Below are 15714 nucleotides of genomic sequence, written 5' to 3' on the forward strand. Positions count from 1 at the left end.
ACCATCAAGGAGAACCATGACCCCCTCGCTGTCCGCCGTCGTCGACCTGGACGTCCCCGGCCCGGTGATCAGCCGTCACCTGTACGGCCACTTCGCCGAGCACCTCGGCAGGTGCATCTACGGCGGGTTCTGGGTCGGCGAGGACTCGGACGTGCCGAACGAGGGCGGCATCCGCCGGGACGTGGTCGAGTCGCTCCGGGCGATCCGGATCCCGAACCTGCGCTGGCCCGGCGGCTGCTTCGCCGACGAGTACCACTGGCAGGACGGGATCGGTCCGCGCGAGCAGCGGCCCCGCATGGTCAACACCCACTGGGGCGACGTCGAGGAGAACAACCACTTCGGCACGCACGAGTTCATGGCGCTGTGCGAGCTGCTCGAGACCGAGCCGTACATCTCGGCCAACGTCGGCTCCGGCTCGGTGAAGGAGACCAGTGACTGGGTCGAGTACCTGACCCGGGCGGGCGACTCCCCCATGGCACGGCTGCGCGGCCAGAACGGCCACCCGGAGCCCTGGGACGTCCGGTTCTTCGGCATCGGCAACGAGCCCTGGGGTTGTGGCGGGAACCTCCGCGCCGAGCAGTTCGCCCCACTGGCCCGGCAGCACGCCACCTACGCGCGCAACCACGGCGAGCGCCCGCTCTACCGGATCGCCGCGGGCGCCGCGGACGGTGACTACCACTGGACCGAGACGCTCATGAAGCAGGTCACGACGGGCCTCGGCGACCGCAACCCGCGCGAGCTCTTCCAGGCGATCTCCTTCCACTACTACACGATGTCCGGGGCCTGGTCGGACAAGGGCTCCGCCACCGAGTTCAGCCGCGACGAGTACTGGACCACCGTCCGCCGCGCCCAGCACGTGCGCGAGCTCATCGCCGGGCACGCCGCCGTCATGGATGCCTACGACCCGACGAAGAAGATCGGGCTCGCCCTGGACGAGTGGGGTACCTGGTGGAACGTGGAGCCCGGCACCAACCCGGGATTCCTGTACCAGCAGAACACCATGCGCGACGCCCTGGTGGCCGCCGTCCACTTCGACGCCTTCCACGACCACGCCGACCGGCTGCGGCTGGCCAACATCGCCCAGACCGTCAACGTGCTGCAGGCCATGGTCCTCACCGACGGCACCCGGATGGTCCTCACGCCGACCTACCACGCCTTCGAGATGAGCTCCGCGCACCACGACGCCCGGGCCCTCCGGGTCCATCCGGTCGGCGCGGTGCCCACGCGCGAGGTGGACGGCGTGGAGGTCCCGACCGTCTCGACGACGGCCTCCACCACGGACGGCCGGGTCACCGTCTCGGCCGCCAACCTCGACCCGGACGCCCCCGCGACGCTCGAGCTGGGGCTCCGCGGCTGCCGGGCCGGGGACGCGCACGGCCGGGTCCTGGTCGCCGACGACGTCGCCGCCCACAACACCGCGGCGGCCCCCGACGTCGTCGCGCCGCAGGAGTACGACGGCGCACGGCTCGACGGCGGGCGGCTCACCCTGGATCTTCCGCCGGCCGCATTCGTCACGGTCTCGCTCGGCCTGGCCTAGCCGGGCGGCCCGCGCGGTCAGCTCCGCTCGACGGCGTACGTCACGGTCGTGGTGTGGCTCGCGCCGGGCTCCAGCACGATCCCGTCGTGCAGGACGTTGGCGGGTTCCACGCAGACCATGCCGGTCCAGTGCTCCTCGCCGAGGTCCGCCATGGCGGCGGCCTTGGCCGACCACGGGGACCACACGATCGTGCTGGCCGAGCCCTGCTTGGTGACGGTGAGCCGGCGGCCGAGGCCCGGATCGTGCACCGTGACGTCCGAGGTGGAGCCGTAGATCCGGTCGGTCTCCCCGGCGAAGGTCAGCTCACCACGTTGGGTGTGCGGGCCGGGCGTGCCGACCTTGTCGAGGTACGGCGCGCCGTCGAGGCCCGTGATCCGGACGTCCCGCACGTCCTGGACCGCCAGGTAGGCGTGCTGGGCCTCCTCGTAGGAGCGCACGTGCGCGGAGGTGTTCCGTGTGGTCACCGCGACCCGCAGGGTGCTGCCGAACCTCACCTGGCAGGTGAGCTCGAACGGGAACGGCCACACGTCGGTGCCCGGCAGCCCGGCGGCGTCCTCGTCGGTGAGCCGCAGGGTCAGCGCGACGTCGCCGTCGTCCTCGCGCGCCTCGAGCAGGGTGAAGTCCGCGAGCCGGGCGAAACCGTGCGCGGGCCGCATCTCCGGCTCCCGCCCGGGACCGAACCAGGGGAAGCAGAGCGGGATCCCGCCGCGGATGGCGGCATCCGGTTCGAAGCGCGCCCGCGGGCTGGTCCAGATCACCGGCGCGTGCCCGGCCGGCGTCCACCCGGTGACCTGGCCGCCGTGGAGGTAGACCTCCCCCGTGGCGCGCGCAGTCTCCACCCGCAGCACCGGCAGCCCGCCCTCGCCGTTCTCGAGCGTCACCCCGGCCGGCAGGCCGGGCACGTCGGGCAGAGGCGTCGTCGCAGGCACCACGAACTCAGCCCTCCAGGCGCGGCGTGGTGCCGCGTTCGGCGTCCTCGTCCCGCTCGTCGATGAACGCCGCCAGGATCTCGGCGGAGAGCTCGTCGATCCGGTGGTCGACGTGCTTGCGCTCCCGGCGGGACGTCTTCTCGCTCATCGCCCCGAGCAGTGGCAGCGACGCCTCGATCCGGTCGAGCTGGTTGCGCCAGGCCTCGGCCCGGGCGCGCTCGGCCTCGTCGTCGGCGGAGGCGCGCAGGTAGGAGACCTGGTCGCGCAGCGCGGCGATCCGCAGCCGCAGTCCCTCCGGGCTGCGCCCCTTCCGGCGGGCCTCACCGAGCCGCTGCACCTGCTTCTCGACGGCGGCGAAGACCTCCGGGTTCTCCTTCCGGAGCTTCATCAACGTCGGACCGACCGCCTGCACGACCTTCCAGACCGTCGGACCGGCCACCGCGGCGACCTTCACGATCGTGCCGAGCCGTCCCATGCTTCCTCCCTTGCCGTGGCTCCCAGCGTGCCACGCCGGCGCCACGTAGGCTGGGTGCAGAACCCCCCGAGAGGATCCTGGATGACCTCCCCTGCCCTCGACGAGCTGCGCGCCACCGCCGTGCTGCTCGACCTGGACGGAACGCTGACGGACTCGGCGCCCGCCATCACCGCGTCCATCGCCGAGACGCTCGCCACGTTCGGCTACCCCGCCCTCGACCCGGACACCATGCTCCGGTTCGTCGGCCCACCCGTGCGCGAGGGCCTGCGCGAGATCGCCGGCGTAGCCGAGAGCGACATCGACGCGATGGTCGACGAGTACCGCGACCGGTACGGGCGCCGGATGCTCGACGTGCCGCTCTACCCGGGCATCCTCGAGCTCGTCCGGTCCTGGCACGCCGCGGGGGTGCCGCTCGCCGTGGCGACAGCGAAGCCGCAGCACATGGCCGAGCCCGTCCTCGAGCACGTCGGCCTGACGCCGTACTTCACGGCGATCTGCGGGGCGCCGCCGGAGGAACGGCACGACATCCCCGGGATCGAGGTCAAGGCCGGTGTCATCGCGCGCGCCCTCGCCGAGCTGGCCGCGGCCGGCGCCGATCTCACCCACGCGGTGATGGTCGGCGACCGGCACCACGACGTCGCCGGTGCCGCGGCCAACGGGATCGCCGTCGTGCTCGCCGCCTGGGGCTACGGACGCCCCGGCGAGGAGGCCGGAGCGGCTGCGGTCGTCGGCTCCAGCGCCGAGCTCGCCACGCTGCTCGGGGCGCGCCTCGCCTCATGAGCGGACCGGAGATCACCCCGGCCCTGGCCTCCCAGATCGGCCGGACGGCCGACGGCGCGGCCTGGCTGGAGCGGCTCCCCGGGCTCGTCGCGGACGCCCGCTCCCGGTGGGGACTGAGCCTCGGGTCGCCGTTCACCGACGGAAGCGCCGGCTGGACCGCGCCGGGCCGTACCGCGGACGGTGAGGACGTCGTCGTCAAGATCTCCTTCCCGCACGAGGAGGCCGTGGCCGAGGTGGACGGCCTGCGGATCTGGTCCGGCCGCGGCGGACCCGAGCTGCTCGACCACCACCGCGAGTCCTGGTCCCTGCTGCTGCGTCGCGTCCGCCCGGGCCACGTGCTCGAGGCGGACCACGAGCTCGGACAGCGGCGGCCCGAGGATCGGCTCGAGGTCGCCAGCGAGCTGCTCGGCCGCCTGCACGCCGCCGCGCCCGGGTCCGCCGAGCTGCCGGAGCTGGCCGACTACACGGCACGCCTCGCGGGACTGCTGCGTGAGCGTGCCGGGCGGCACGCCGCCTCGCTCGAGGCGGACCCCGGGCTGCTCGCCGAGGCCGCCCATCTCCTCGAGGTCCTGCCCGCCGAGAGGGCCGGCACGGTGGTGCACGGCGACTTCAACCCGGGCAACCTGCTGGCCGAGGACCGCGACGGCCGCCGCGGCTGGGTGGCGATCGACCCCAAGCCGATGCTCGGCGACCCGGCGTACGACCCGGTGCCGCTCATCGCGCAGGTGGCCGACCCGTTCCGCGAGGAGGACGTCACCGGGCTGCTCCGGGCGCGAACCGCCGTGGTGTGCGGCGCCACCGGACTGGATCCGGCGCGTGTGGCCGCCTGGGGACTCGCGCGGATGGTCGAGTCGGCGCTCTGGCTGGCCGAGGAGGTCGCCGACCGGGACGGGGCGCTGAATCAGCTGCGTGAGGCGAGGGAGTGGTCGCGCCTAGCGGTGTGACCAGCGGCCGTGGTGCACACTTGCCTCGATGGCGGAGAAGCAGAACCCACGGCGGCTGCTGAGCCGGGTAGGCCGGCAGATCAGTCGCGTGCGGCAGCGCGTCCGCCCGTTGCGCACCACGTCCGTGGACCAGATCGTCTCCCCCACCTTGCTGGTCCCGACGACCACGGCGTCCTCGCCCGGCTCGACCGGGCGCGGCTTCCGGCCTTCTCGGGCTTCACAGCCGAGCGTGCGCCGCATGCCGGACCGCGCGGTGCACGTCGATGCCGCGCCCGACGGCGTCCCGCGCTGGATCCGCACCTACGGGACGGCGGCGTGGTTCCTCATCGGCATCGTCATCGTCGTGGGCATGGTCGTCTTTGCCACGGCCCGCATCCAGATGGTGTTCATCGCGGTCTTCCTGGCGCTGGTGATCACCTCGGTGCTCTACCCGATCGTCAGCGGCCTGGCCCGCTGGATGCCCCGCCCGCTCGCCGTCGTCATCTCGCTGCTCGGGTCGTTCCTGGTCATCGCCGGACTGCTGACCTACGTCGTCTCCTCTGTGGTCGGGCAGTGGGCGACGTTGGCGGACGAGTTCCAGGACGGCATGCAGACCATCCTGGACTCCACGCTCACCTTCCTCGAAGAGGGGCCGCTGCCCGTCCACGTCACCCAGGCGGAGATCTACGACGCGATCAACAGCGCGGTCGCCGAGGGCACGCGATGGGTGCGGGAGAACGCCGGGAACATCGCGACCGAGGTGCTCAACAACGCAGGTGCGGTCGCGCTCGTCTTCATGATCCTCGCCCTGAGCCTGTTCCTCACGGTCTTCTTCCTCGCCCGTGGGGAGTGGATGTGGCTGTGGTTCCTCAACCAGCTGCCCGCGAAGAACCGCCCCAAGGCCCACCTCGCCGCCACGGCCGGCTGGTACACGTTCTCCGGCTACGCGCGCGGAACGGCCATCGTGGCTTTCGCCGACGGCGTCATGGCGTTCGTGCTGCTCACGATCGTCGGCGTCCCGCTCGCCGCTCCGCTCGCGGTCCTGGTGTTCATCGGTGCCTTCATCCCACTCATCGGCGCACCGCTCGCCATGATCATCGCCGGCGTCGTCGCGCTGGCGGCGGGCGGGTTCCTGGACTTCGTCATCGTCGTCCTCGGGATCGCGCTGATCGGTCAGATCGAGGGCCACATCCTGCAACCGCTGGTGATGGGCAAGCAGGTCTCGCTGCACCCGGTGATCGTGGCGGTCGGCGTCACGGCGGGAACGTTCCTCGCCGGCCTCATCGGCGCCATCATCGCCATCCCGGTGCTCGCGGTGACGTGGGCGGTCTACGCCGCGATACGACAGGTCGACCCACCACTGAAGGACCTGCCCAAGGTGGACAGACGCCGCCTCCTGGAGAAGGACGACGAGGAACGCACCGCCGAGAGGTCCGTCGCGGCCGAGTGAGGCCGAGGACCGGGGACCGGATCACCCGAAGTCCCGCGAGCGAGAGGGCACCAGGAGGCTGAGCGGCTCCAGCCCGTCGGCCACGAGGTTGGTCACGCCGTCGCCCCGTTCGAGCGTGCCACGGACCACGAGGGCTGCCGAGGTGCGTGCCACCTTCCGGTGACGCGCCCACAGACCGGCGGAGCAGACGACGTTGAGCAGCCCGGTCTCGTCCTCCAACGACAGGAACGTCACCCCGCCCGCGGTACCGGGACGCTGCCGGTGGGTGACCACCCCGCCGACCCGCAGCCGCTCCCCCGGCGGCCGGCCCGCCAGGTCCGCGATGCGCAGCACGCCGGCGGCGTCCAGGTCGGCCCGCCGGAACTGGGTGGGAAAGGTTCCCGGCGAGACGCCGGTCGCCCACACGTCGGCGACGGCGGCCTCCACGTCGGCCATCGCAGGCAGCGTGGGCGGATCCACCCCGACGGCGGTCATCGGGAGCGGCGGCTGGTACCAGCTCGCGCTCCGCTCGTCCCTCACTCGCGCTCGTCGCCGGCCGGGCTCCATCTGGCCGCTCCTCGCGCTCCGTTCGTCCCTCACTCGCGCTCGTCGCCGGCCGGGCTCCATCTGGCCGCTCCTCGCGCTCCGTTCGTCCCTCACTCGCGCTCGTCGCCGGCCGTGCTCCCCCGCGACGGCTCCCGCCACCCACAGCGCCTCCCGACGCTCCAGGCCGAAGCAGCGCAGCGCACCGGCGGTGGCGAGCGACTCGAGCTGGGCGGCGGTGAGCTCCACGCGCCGCGCCAGGTCGGCGAGGTCGGCGTACGGTCCGCCGTCGTCCCGCTCGGCGACGATGCGCTCGGCCGTCTTCTCCCCCACCCCGCGCACCGGTGCCAGACCGAGCCGGACCGCGAGGTCGGGGTCGGGGTGGACCAGGCCGGCAACCTCAGGGATGGCCGGGCGGCGCGCGGCCTCGGCCCGCAGCTCGGGCGTGGAGAGGGCCTGCACCGACGCCTGGACCTCGGAGGCGTTCACGTCCGCCCGCAGCACCGCGACGCCGTGGCGGCGGGCGTCGGCGACGAGCGACTGCGGCGAGTAGAACCCCATCGGCTGGGCGGCGAGGATCGCCGCATAGAACGCCTCGGGATGGTGGACCTTGAGCCAGGAGCTGGCGTAGACGAGGTAGGCGAAGGAGAAGGAGTGGGACTCCGGGAAGCCGAAGTCCGCGAACGCCTTGAGCTTGTCGTAGATCTGCTCGGCGATGTCCGGGCCGATGCCGTTGCGGGCCATGCCCTCCAGCAGCCGGCCGTGCAACGCCTCCATCCGCTCGTCCGACCGCTTCGCCCCCATGGCCTTGCGGAGCTGGTCCGCCTCGGCGGGGCTGAACCCGGCGACGTCGACGGCGATCTGCATGAGCTGCTCCTGGAACAGCGGGACACCGAGGGTCTTGGACAGGGCCGGCTCGAGCAGGGGGTGGAGGTAGGTGACGGGCTGGCGGCGCCGCCTGCGCTCCAAGTAGGGGTTGACCGAGTCGCCCTGGATGGGGCCCGGGCGGATGAGTGCGACCTCGACGACGATGTCGTAGAAGTTCTCCGGCCGCAGCCGCGGCAGGGTGGCCATCTGGGCGCGGGACTCGACCTGGAAGACACCGACCGTGTCCGCGGCCTGCAGCAGTGCGTAGACCGCGGGGTCCTCCTGCGGGAGCGAGTGCAGCCCGAGCTCCGGTTCGCCGGGTCCCCGGTGGGCGTTGACCGACGCGAACGCCAGGCGCAGCGCGGTGAGCATCCCGAGGCCGAGCAGATCGAACTTGACCAGGCCGGCGTCGGCGCAGTCGTCCTTGTCCCACTGCAGGACGGTCCGGCCCTCCATGGTGGCCCACTCGACCGGACAGACCTCGATGACCGGCCGGTCGCACAGCACCATGCCGCCGGAATGAATACCCAGGTGCCGAGGCAGCCTCAGCATCCGGTCGGCCACGTCGATGACCGGTTCCGGGATGCCGGCGATGTCGTCGGCCGGCCCAGGTGCCTGCCCGTCGCGGGTCTTCGGGCCGGACGGGGCGGGCTCGGCGTGCGTGCGGAGCGAGCCCCACCGTTCGATGCTCTTGGACCATGCGTCCTGCTGGCCGACGTCGTAGCCGAAGGCACGGGCGGCGTCCCGCACGGCCGACTTCGGCCGGTAGGAGATGACGTTGGCGACCTGGGCGGCGTGGGTGCGCCCGTACCGGGTGTAGACGTGCTGGATGACCTCCTCGCGCCGCTTGGACTCGATGTCGAGATCGATGTCGGGCGGTCCGGAGCGGCCCGGAGACAGGAACCGCTCGAACAGCAACCGGTGGGTGACGGCGTCGACTGCGGTGATGCCGAGCGCGAAGCAGACGGCCGAGTTCGCGGCCGACCCGCGACCCTGGCACAGGATGCCCTGGCTGCGGCAGAAGTCCACGATCTCGTGGACGATGAGGAAGTAGCCGGGGAACCCCAGGTCGGTGATGATCGCCAGCTCGTGCTCGATCATCTCGTAGGCACCGGGTACCCGTTCGGCCTCCCGCGGCCCGTACCGCTCGGCCGCCCCGCGGTAGGTGAGCTCACGCAGCCAGCTGGCCTCGGTGTGCCCGTCTGGTACGGGGTACGGCGGCAGGTTCGGGGCGACGAGCTGGAGGTCGAAGGCGCACTCCGCGCCCAGTGCCGCCGCGTTCGGCACGGCCTGCGGGTGACGATGGTGGCGGGCGGCCATCTCGGCCCCGGAGCGCAGATGGGCGGGAGCAGCGGGCAGCCAGCCGTCGATCTCCTCCAGCGAGGCCCGGGCGCGGGTGGCGGCGAGGACGTCGGCCAGGCGCTGGTCGGCGGGCCGAGCGCAGTGCACCGCTCCGGTGGCCACCAGCGGCAGGCCGGCGTCCCGGGCCAGCTCCGCCAGGGCGTCGTTCCGGGTCGCGTCCAGGGGAGAACCGGTGTCGGTGATCTCGACGGCGACGTTGTCCCGTCCGAAGAGGGTGACCAGGCGGTCCAGCTCACGACGGGCTGCCTCGCCGTCGAGCGTCCCGACGGCGGAGGGGGCACCTTCCAGCGCTTGCCGCACCGCTCCCTTGCGGCAACCGGTGAGGACCAGCCACTCCCCTCCGGCGTCGGAGGCGACCTCCTCGAGAGTGATGGACATGCGTCCCTTGACGCCGGAGTCGAGATGACCGCGCGCGAGGGTGCGGGACAGCCGGCCGTAGCCGGCGGGGCTCCTGGCGAGAACGAGCAGGTGGGTGCCGTCCGGGTCGGGGATGCCGCTCATCCCGGGAGTCCCGCCCGGGCCCTCGTGGGCGCCGGCCCGTCCCGAGGTGCCGAGGTTGAGCTCGGCGCCGAGCACGGTGGGCAGGCCGAGAGTCCGGGCCGCCTCGGCGAGGCGCACGACGCCGTAGAGACCGTCGTGGTCGGTCAGCGCGAGGGCGCTCAGGCGCAGTCGGGCCGCCTCGGCGGCGAGCTCCTCGGGGAGGTTCGCGCCGTCGAGGAAGCTGAAGGCCGAGTGCGCGTGCAGCTCGGCGTACGGGACGACGGGCACACCACGAGCATATCGAACCTGTGTTCGATACGTGCCAGTTGGGGTCACTGCCGGGCCCGGGGCGAGCCGCACGGTATCGCCCGCCACCTCGGTGTCTGCCCGCTCGACAACGTCGTGCAGCGCCGCACCGGCGAACACCAGATCGCGCAATGTCGCCGCCTCCGGCACTGTCAGCCACGCATCGGGTTCGGCGTGCTCACCGCGGTCCGTACGGGATGCTCATATGCTCGAGCCGACAAGTGAGCGAACCGAGCGCAGGCAGCGCTTGCGCTGGCTGCCGAGGCGATTTGACCTTGTTGAGCAGCGCGGAGCGAGTACGAGCAGATTGAGCGGAGGTGGGCGCATGTCGGCGACGAAGCTCCTGGTACTCGGTGTCGTGCACCTCTCCGGCGGCGCGCATGGCTACCAGGTGCGGTCCGAACTGCAGAGCTGGCGTGCGGAGATTTGGGCCAAGATCAAGCCCGGCTCGATCTATCACGCACTGAAGAAGGCGGCGGCTGATGGCCTCCTCACCGAACACGCCGAGCCGGGCAACTCCGGGCCGGAGCGCGTTCTGTACCGCGCGACAGCTCGGGGACGTGACGAGATGGTCGAACTGGTCCGCGACGGTCTGCGGCGCACCCATGACCCCACCATGCTCAACGCGTCCATCGCCATGTTGCCCATGCTGACCAGGGCAGATGCCATCGCGCACGTCAACGAGCGGGTCGCACGCCTGGAAGCGGAGCTCGTAGAGCAGGCCAAGTGGCGGGAGCACCCCAATCCGGACACCCCCGAGCACGTCCGCGATCAGGCCGAACTGTGGGCGGGACACGCACGCACCGAACTGGAGTGGGCGAAGAGCCTGAGCAAACGACTGTCTGAGGGCGCCTACACCATGGCCGATGAGCCGGGTTCGTGGCGAACGGTCCCCGATCACCTCACGATGGACTCCTAGTCAAACTTGACTAGACGTCCCTCCTGGTGCACTGTGGTCGCGTAATCAAACTTGACTAGCTTCATCAAGCCGTTCGCAACACCGAGAGAAGGAAATCGGAATCGTGCGCGCACTCTTCGCGACCTCCCCCGGTCTTGGCCATGTGTTCCCGACGATCTCCCTAGCACATGCGCTGCGTGCCGCCGGCCACGAGGTGCTGATGGCGACCGCGGGCGGCAAGGAGGCCGCGAACGCCGGCCTGCACGTCGTGGACACCGCGCCGGGTGTCGACATCGGCGCGGTGTTCCAGCAGGCGGCCAGGGAGCAACCCGAGGAGCTCGACTACAGCACGGACGTCGACACCGAGAAGGGGGTGGAGTTCGTCGGCGCGCTCTTCGCCAAGTTGTCCGGCGTGTCGGTGGACCTGACCGTGTCGGCGGCCGAATCGTGGCGGCCGGACGTGGTCGTGTACTCGTCGATGGAGGGCACCGGGCCGCTGGTCGCCGCGAAGCTCGGCGTGCCGGCCGTGTCGCACGGCTTCGGGTTCGCCGACGAGGCGTCGATGACCGAGGCGATCTTCAAGAAGATGGTCGAGGAACGCGAACGGCATGGCGTGCAAGGGTTTCCCGAGGTGCGCGAGTCGATCGACGTGGCGCCGCCGAGCATGGTCGACCGGCCGGTCCGCGGCTGGCCGATGCGGTACGTGCCGTACAACGGAGGCGGCGTGCTGCCCGAGTGGGTGCTCGAACGGCCCGCGCGCCCGCGCGTCGCGGTGACACTCGGCACGGTGCTGACCCAGGTCGGCGCGCTCACGTCGTTGACCAAACTCGTCGACGTGGCACGGCATCTGGACGTCGAGTTCGTACTCGCCCTCGGCGACGCGGACCCGTCGCCACTGGGAGTATTGCCGGACAACGTGCGGGCGGCCGGGTGGGTGCCGCTGTCCGCGCTGCTGCCGACCTGCGCGGCGCTGGTGCACCACGGCGGGGCCGGCTCGACGCTGACCGCGATCGACGCCGGGGTCACGCAGCTCGTGCTGCCGCACGGCGCCGACCAGTACATGAACGCGGACGCCGTGGCGCGGCGCGGGCTCGGTCTGCGTTCGGAGCCGGATCAGGTGGACGCGGAGCTGATCGACCGCCTGCTCACCGATCCGGGGCTGGGCCGGGCCGCCTCCGAGGTGGCCGACGAGATCGCGACGCTGCCGAGGCCCGTCGACCTCGTGCCGAAAATCGCCGGCCTCACCTGACTCAGGGGTACCTGTAGTTCCTGCTGCCCGGCATCCGGGTGCACGCTGCTCAGGCGCTGAGACACACCTCTCGAACGGAGATGTGAGATGAACGAGATGGCCTTTCGCGTGACATCAAACGATGGCACAACCATCGCCTACGACCGGAAGGGAAGCGGCCCGGCTGTCGTCCTGGTCGGCGGCGCGCAGGACGACGGAGCCGAGAACGCTCCCTTGGTCCCTGCTCTCGCCGAGCACTTCACGGTGTACAACTATGCCCGTCGGGGACGCGGCGCGAGCGGCTTCACCGAGCCCTACGCCGTCGAGCGGGAGATCGAGGACCTGGATGCGTTGATCGCGGAGGCTGGTGGCTCGGCGCACGTGTTCGGGGCGTCCTCTGGCGGTGCGTTGGCGCTGGAGGCCGCCGCGGCAGGGTCTGCCATCGACACGATCGCCGTGTGGGAGGTGCCATATGCAGTCGGAGACGACCTGCGCTCGAGATTCGAGGAGTACGTCGCGGACACCCAACGCGCCTTCGACGCCGGGCGAGACGAGGAGGTCCTCGAACTGTTCATGCGCATGACCGGCGCCTCCGACGACAACATCGCGGCCAGGAAAGCTGCAGGCAAGCAGACGGCGCACTGGGCGGATTCAGTCGCTCTCGCGCCAACGCTGGTCCACGACAGCGTCTTCCTCAACCGCTACCAATTGCCGGCCGATCGACTGGCAACGGTCACCCAACCGGTCCTGGTCACCACCGGAGGACCGATCACGGTCCCCTACATGGCAGGCCTGCCCTCGGACTTCTTCGACCGCGCAGCCGACGAGCTTGCAGACCTACTGCCCCACGCTCAACGGGAGACCCTCGAGGGGCCGGATCACGTCGTCGACCCACAGACCGTCGGCCCGCCCTTGCTACGGTTCTTCAGTAGCGAACACTGAGGGGGCTCGCGAGGTGTTGCGGGAAGACCGATGAGGCATGGACGTGCCTGCACCGCCCATCGGCGACGCATGACACTCAGCTCGCCGACCGGTTTCGCGCGGCGCTTCCGCGGGAGCGCCCTCGGGCAGGCCCGTCAGACGTCGCCGGTGCTCTCGACGCCGAGCTCGGCGAGCCCTCGCCGCGCATCCTGCAGGCCGCGCTCGTTGTCCGCCTGGTCGGAGACGCCCGTCAGGTCGTTGCTCACCAGGCGGCCGGTGAAGTAGACCGCCTGGACGATCCAGCGGAAGCGGCGCAGATCATCCAGCCGGCGCCACTCGTCCGTCCCGAGGAGGCCAAGCTCGCGGTAGCTCTCGAGGAAGGAGGCGGCGCGATCCGGCCCGCCGAGGTACATCACGGCCGAGGCCACGTCGTAGAGCACCGGCCCGCGCTGGGCACCTGTCCAGTCGATCAGGCCGGTCACACCCGTCGCGGGATCGCGCCGGAACGCCTCCGGGGCAGGATCCGTGTGCAGGACCGACCAGGTGAGCACCGCCTGGTCCGTCTCGGCACGCACCGCCCTGACCGCCCGCGCGAGCCAGGGACGATCACCCACCCCCGGCGCCTGCGGCGTGAGCCACGTGAAGAACCCGCTCGTCCCACGCCCAACCGTGGGACCACCGACCCTGTGCACCCGCCCCAGGGTGTGCGCGATCTCCCGCTGCTCCCATTCCGTCGCCCCCGCCAGCTCCCGGCCCGGGACATGCTCCAGCAACGCCGTCGCCGTCTCGGGCGGGACGAACCCGCCGTCCACGGTGGGCACCGGGCGGCCAGTCACCAGGCCCGCCTCGGCCAGCGCCGCGGCGACGGCGCATCCCCGGACGAGGCCGTCGCGATCGTGCGCGGGGACCGACTTGGCGACGTACCTCGCGCCGTCGTGCTCGACCGTCCACGTCTCGGAGTTCATCCCACCCCCGAGCCGCCCCACGGCGGCGCCCGCCATGCCCCAGTGGTGCCGCAGCAGGGCCGCGAGGTCGCTCATCCGCACAGCATCCGACCGCCGCTCAGCGGCGCAGGCGGGCCCAGACGTGCCTCGCCCGCTGCACCGGCGTCACCGGCCTGTCGTGCAGCTCGTCGAGCAGAGCCGCGATCACGTCCACCGCCGCCGAGGCGACCTGCCCGGGCATGGGCTCGTCCGGGTCGGTCCAGTCGTCGGCCGGCGCTGCAGGGAGCAGGTCCTCCAGGTCGCCGTGGACCTCCACGCCGCGGTCCCGCAGCCAGTCGACCCACGCCTGGCTGCGCTCGAGCACCCACGGGTGGTCCGCGGGTCCGAGCGTGATGCGCTCCGACGTCCTCGGCCCGAGCGCGCGACCCACCACCAGGCCGTCGATCAGTGGTGAGTACCGTCCCCCACGGCGGGCCTCCTCGCCGAGCCGGCGATTGATCCGGCGCAGCAGGTGGGCCTCCGCGATGCCGACCGACTCGTTCGCGCGGACCGCCTCGTGCGGGACCCACTCGGGGCGCACGTCGATCGCTTCCAGGAACCTGTGCCACAACAGGTCGGGCGGACCGCCCGCAGGCGGCGCGGTCACGACGTGGATCTGCTCGGCGGGCAACCGCTCACCCCACACCGTGAGCACCCGGATCGGGTCGAAGCCCTCCATGAACGCCGAGTTGCCCTCGCGGGCGCTGGCCAGGAACCGGGCGAAGGGACGCCGTCCGCCGAACTTCAGGGTCTCCTGCCATGCGCCGGACAGCTCCCGGGCGAGGTCGCGCACGGTGAAGACGAGGTGGATCTGCGCGCCGGTCGACTCCAGATCCTTCAGGACCCTCCCGGCCTGCGCTTCGGTGGCCTTGGCGAGCACCTCGTGGCTGAGGAGCACGTCGCCGCGAGCGGCGCGGACCTGCCGCAGCAGACGCGACCACGCCCCCCGCACCCGCTCCGGGGCCACCCCGTGGTCGGTCTCGGTCGCCTCCAGGGCGGCCCAGTAGTGCACACGTTGGTCACCCAACGGACCGTGGGGGTAGCTGATCCCGTGCCGGTGCAGCTCGCGCCGGTTCGCGTGCAGACGCGACTGGAGGTAGGTCGTGCCCGACTTCGGGGCCCCGACGTGGAGGTGGACTCGCCTCGGCATGGCTCACACGGTCGCACACGACGAGGGTGCCGCGCTGGCAAGGAGGGTCAGGTCTCGCCGTCGTGGTCACCGCGCACCCACGCGATGTGCCGGTCGGCGCTGTAGCGCACAGCCTCCTTCGCGCGGGCCGGGACGGCGCCGCGGAAGTTGCCGTAGATCCGGTCGAAGTCCAGCCTCTCCAGGCTCGCCGCAACCCGCTGCACGACCGTGGCGGAGAGCGGGATCTTGTTGGGGTAGCTGCGCATGAACCCGACCGTGGCGCGGTCCGGGTTGGGTGCGACGGTGTCACCGCTGAGCAGGACCCCGCGGCCGTCGGCGCCCGTCCAGGTGGCCACGGCGCTGCCCGGGAAGTGCCCGCCCACCCGGTGGAGCACGACACCCGGGACCGGCTCCGCCCGCTCGCCCCACGTCGCGATCATCGGGTCGGGGCGTGCCACCCATCGCGCGTCGGCCTCGTTGACCAGGACGGGGACCTCACCGAGCGCACGGCTCCACTCGACCTGGACGCCGAACATGTGCGGGTGGCTGGCGGCGATGGCGGCGACCGGACCGAGACCGCGGACTGCGGCGACGGCGGCGACGTCCAGGAGGCCGACGGGGTCCCACAGCACGTTGCCCGCCTCCGTCGTGGCGAGCAGCGCCGTCTGCCCGATCCCGATCTGGGGCTCCACGGCGAGCCCGTGCAGACCGGGTTCGACCTCGTCGACCACGACGCGGTGCTCACGGCGGACCTCCTCCAGGGTCGTCCACACCTGCCCCTGCGCGGGGACCCACTGCCGCTCGTCCGCGCAGATGGCGCAGACGTCCGGGAGGGGCTCGGCGTGCTCGACTGCGCAGGTGCGACAGATCCAGGTCATGCCGCCTATCGTGGCGGGCCTGCCCGCCCAGTGCAGCCCGTTCGGG

At 71.9% G+C, this 15714-nt stretch carries 13 protein-coding genes; 7 read left to right on the plus strand and 6 right to left on the minus strand.

Features of this window, described 5'->3' with window-relative positions; translation table 11 throughout:
• The first annotated feature begins 16 nt into the window (after nucleotides 1-16).
• Complete coding sequence (locus tag ACFQQL_RS17250; RefSeq protein ID WP_382396397.1) at nucleotides 17-1537, plus strand: alpha-N-arabinofuranosidase; 1521 nt, start codon at nucleotides 17-19, stop codon at nucleotides 1535-1537.
• Between the two features lie 17 nt (nucleotides 1538-1554).
• Here the strand turns inward: ACFQQL_RS17250 and ACFQQL_RS17255 are convergent, their stop codons facing one another.
• Together ACFQQL_RS17255 and ACFQQL_RS17260 are read right to left on the minus strand one after the other, a co-directional pair.
• Entirely contained in the window at nucleotides 1555-2466 is a 912-nt protein-coding gene (locus tag ACFQQL_RS17255; RefSeq protein ID WP_382396398.1) for a D-hexose-6-phosphate mutarotase, read from the minus strand.
• A gap of 7 nt (nucleotides 2467-2473) precedes the next feature.
• Entirely contained in the window at nucleotides 2474-2941 is a 468-nt protein-coding gene (locus ACFQQL_RS17260) for a hypothetical protein (protein WP_382396399.1), read from the minus strand.
• Nucleotides 2942-3022: 81 nt separating this feature from the next.
• Here ACFQQL_RS17260 and ACFQQL_RS17265 point away from each other — a divergent pair, with 81 nt between their 5' ends.
• From ACFQQL_RS17265 to ACFQQL_RS17275, 3 genes are read left to right on the plus strand one after another with little or no spacing between them, the layout of a single operon-like run.
• Nucleotides 3023-3721 (plus strand): HAD hydrolase-like protein, encoded by a 699-nt coding sequence (locus tag ACFQQL_RS17265; RefSeq protein ID WP_382396400.1) that lies wholly within the window; start codon nucleotides 3023-3025, stop codon nucleotides 3719-3721.
• Nucleotides 3718-4665 carry an aminoglycoside phosphotransferase family protein gene (locus ACFQQL_RS17270; RefSeq protein ID WP_382396401.1) on the plus strand — a complete coding sequence of 316 codons (948 nt, stop codon included), beginning with the start codon at nucleotides 3718-3720 and terminating at the stop codon, nucleotides 4663-4665. Before ACFQQL_RS17265 ends, ACFQQL_RS17270 begins: the two co-directional genes overlap by 4 nt.
• Nucleotides 4666-4693: 28 nt before the next feature.
• Complete coding sequence (locus tag ACFQQL_RS17275) at nucleotides 4694-6094, plus strand: AI-2E family transporter (protein ID WP_382396402.1); 1401 nt, start codon at nucleotides 4694-4696, stop codon at nucleotides 6092-6094.
• A 21-nt stretch (nucleotides 6095-6115) separates the two neighbouring features.
• On the opposite strand, the gene ACFQQL_RS17280 is transcribed toward ACFQQL_RS17275, so the two are convergent.
• Nucleotides 6116-9613 (minus strand): error-prone DNA polymerase, encoded by a 3498-nt coding sequence (locus tag ACFQQL_RS17280; protein WP_382396403.1) that lies wholly within the window; start codon nucleotides 9611-9613, stop codon nucleotides 6116-6118.
• Between the two features lie 343 nt (nucleotides 9614-9956).
• On the opposite strand from ACFQQL_RS17280, the gene ACFQQL_RS17285 reads away from it, so the two are divergent.
• The 3 genes from ACFQQL_RS17285 to ACFQQL_RS17295 all read left to right on the plus strand — a co-directional run bounded on the left by ACFQQL_RS17285 (nucleotide 9957) and on the right by ACFQQL_RS17295 (nucleotide 12699).
• Nucleotides 9957-10550 (plus strand): PadR family transcriptional regulator, encoded by a 594-nt coding sequence (locus tag ACFQQL_RS17285; protein WP_382396404.1) that lies wholly within the window; start codon nucleotides 9957-9959, stop codon nucleotides 10548-10550.
• Nucleotides 10551-10692: 142 nt separating this feature from the next.
• Nucleotides 10693-11778 carry a nucleotide disphospho-sugar-binding domain-containing protein gene (locus ACFQQL_RS17290; protein WP_382396496.1) on the plus strand — a complete coding sequence of 362 codons (1086 nt, stop codon included), beginning with the start codon at nucleotides 10693-10695 and terminating at the stop codon, nucleotides 11776-11778.
• 87 nt (nucleotides 11779-11865) lie between these two features.
• Nucleotides 11866-12699, plus strand: coding sequence for an alpha/beta fold hydrolase (locus tag ACFQQL_RS17295; protein WP_382396405.1), 834 nt, complete (start codon nucleotides 11866-11868; stop codon nucleotides 12697-12699).
• 134 nt (nucleotides 12700-12833) lie between these two features.
• Here ACFQQL_RS17295 and ACFQQL_RS17300 read toward each other — a convergent pair whose 3' ends face one another.
• The 3 genes from ACFQQL_RS17300 to ACFQQL_RS17310 are packed head-to-tail and all read right to left on the minus strand — an operon-like array spanning nucleotide 12834 to nucleotide 15668.
• Nucleotides 12834-13718, minus strand: a complete 885-nt coding sequence (locus ACFQQL_RS17300; protein WP_382396406.1) for a phosphotransferase enzyme family protein — start codon at nucleotides 13716-13718, stop codon at nucleotides 12834-12836.
• A gap of 22 nt (nucleotides 13719-13740) precedes the next feature.
• Entirely contained in the window at nucleotides 13741-14811 is a 1071-nt protein-coding gene (locus ACFQQL_RS17305) for a hypothetical protein (protein ID WP_382396407.1), read from the minus strand.
• A 47-nt stretch (nucleotides 14812-14858) separates the two neighbouring features.
• Complete coding sequence (locus ACFQQL_RS17310) at nucleotides 14859-15668, minus strand: MBL fold metallo-hydrolase (protein ID WP_382396408.1); 810 nt, start codon at nucleotides 15666-15668, stop codon at nucleotides 14859-14861.
• Nucleotides 15669-15714 lie beyond the last annotated feature (46 nt).

It is taken from the genome of Georgenia alba (assembly GCF_042665525.1).
GTDB lineage: Bacteria > Actinomycetota > Actinomycetes > Actinomycetales > Actinomycetaceae > Allobogoriella > Allobogoriella alba.

Coding starts and splice junctions, on each gene's coding strand:
- ACFQQL_RS17250 (WP_382396397.1), top strand. CDS start 17: ATGACCCCCTCGCTGTCCGCCGTCGTCGACCTGGACGTCCCCGGCCCG.
- ACFQQL_RS17260 (WP_382396399.1), bottom strand. CDS start 2,941: ATGGGACGGCTCGGCACGATCGTGAAGGTCGCCGCGGTGGCCGGTCCG.
- ACFQQL_RS17265 (WP_382396400.1), top strand. CDS start 3,023: ATGACCTCCCCTGCCCTCGACGAGCTGCGCGCCACCGCCGTGCTGCTC.
- ACFQQL_RS17270 (WP_382396401.1), top strand. CDS start 3,718: ATGAGCGGACCGGAGATCACCCCGGCCCTGGCCTCCCAGATCGGCCGG.
- ACFQQL_RS17275 (WP_382396402.1), top strand. CDS start 4,694: ATGGCGGAGAAGCAGAACCCACGGCGGCTGCTGAGCCGGGTAGGCCGG.
- ACFQQL_RS17285 (WP_382396404.1), top strand. CDS start 9,957: ATGTCGGCGACGAAGCTCCTGGTACTCGGTGTCGTGCACCTCTCCGGC.
- ACFQQL_RS17295 (WP_382396405.1), top strand. CDS start 11,866: ATGAACGAGATGGCCTTTCGCGTGACATCAAACGATGGCACAACCATC.
- ACFQQL_RS17300 (WP_382396406.1), bottom strand. CDS start 13,718: ATGAGCGACCTCGCGGCCCTGCTGCGGCACCACTGGGGCATGGCGGGC.
- ACFQQL_RS17305 (WP_382396407.1), bottom strand. CDS start 14,811: ATGCCGAGGCGAGTCCACCTCCACGTCGGGGCCCCGAAGTCGGGCACG.
- ACFQQL_RS17310 (WP_382396408.1), bottom strand. CDS start 15,668: ATGACCTGGATCTGTCGCACCTGCGCAGTCGAGCACGCCGAGCCCCTC.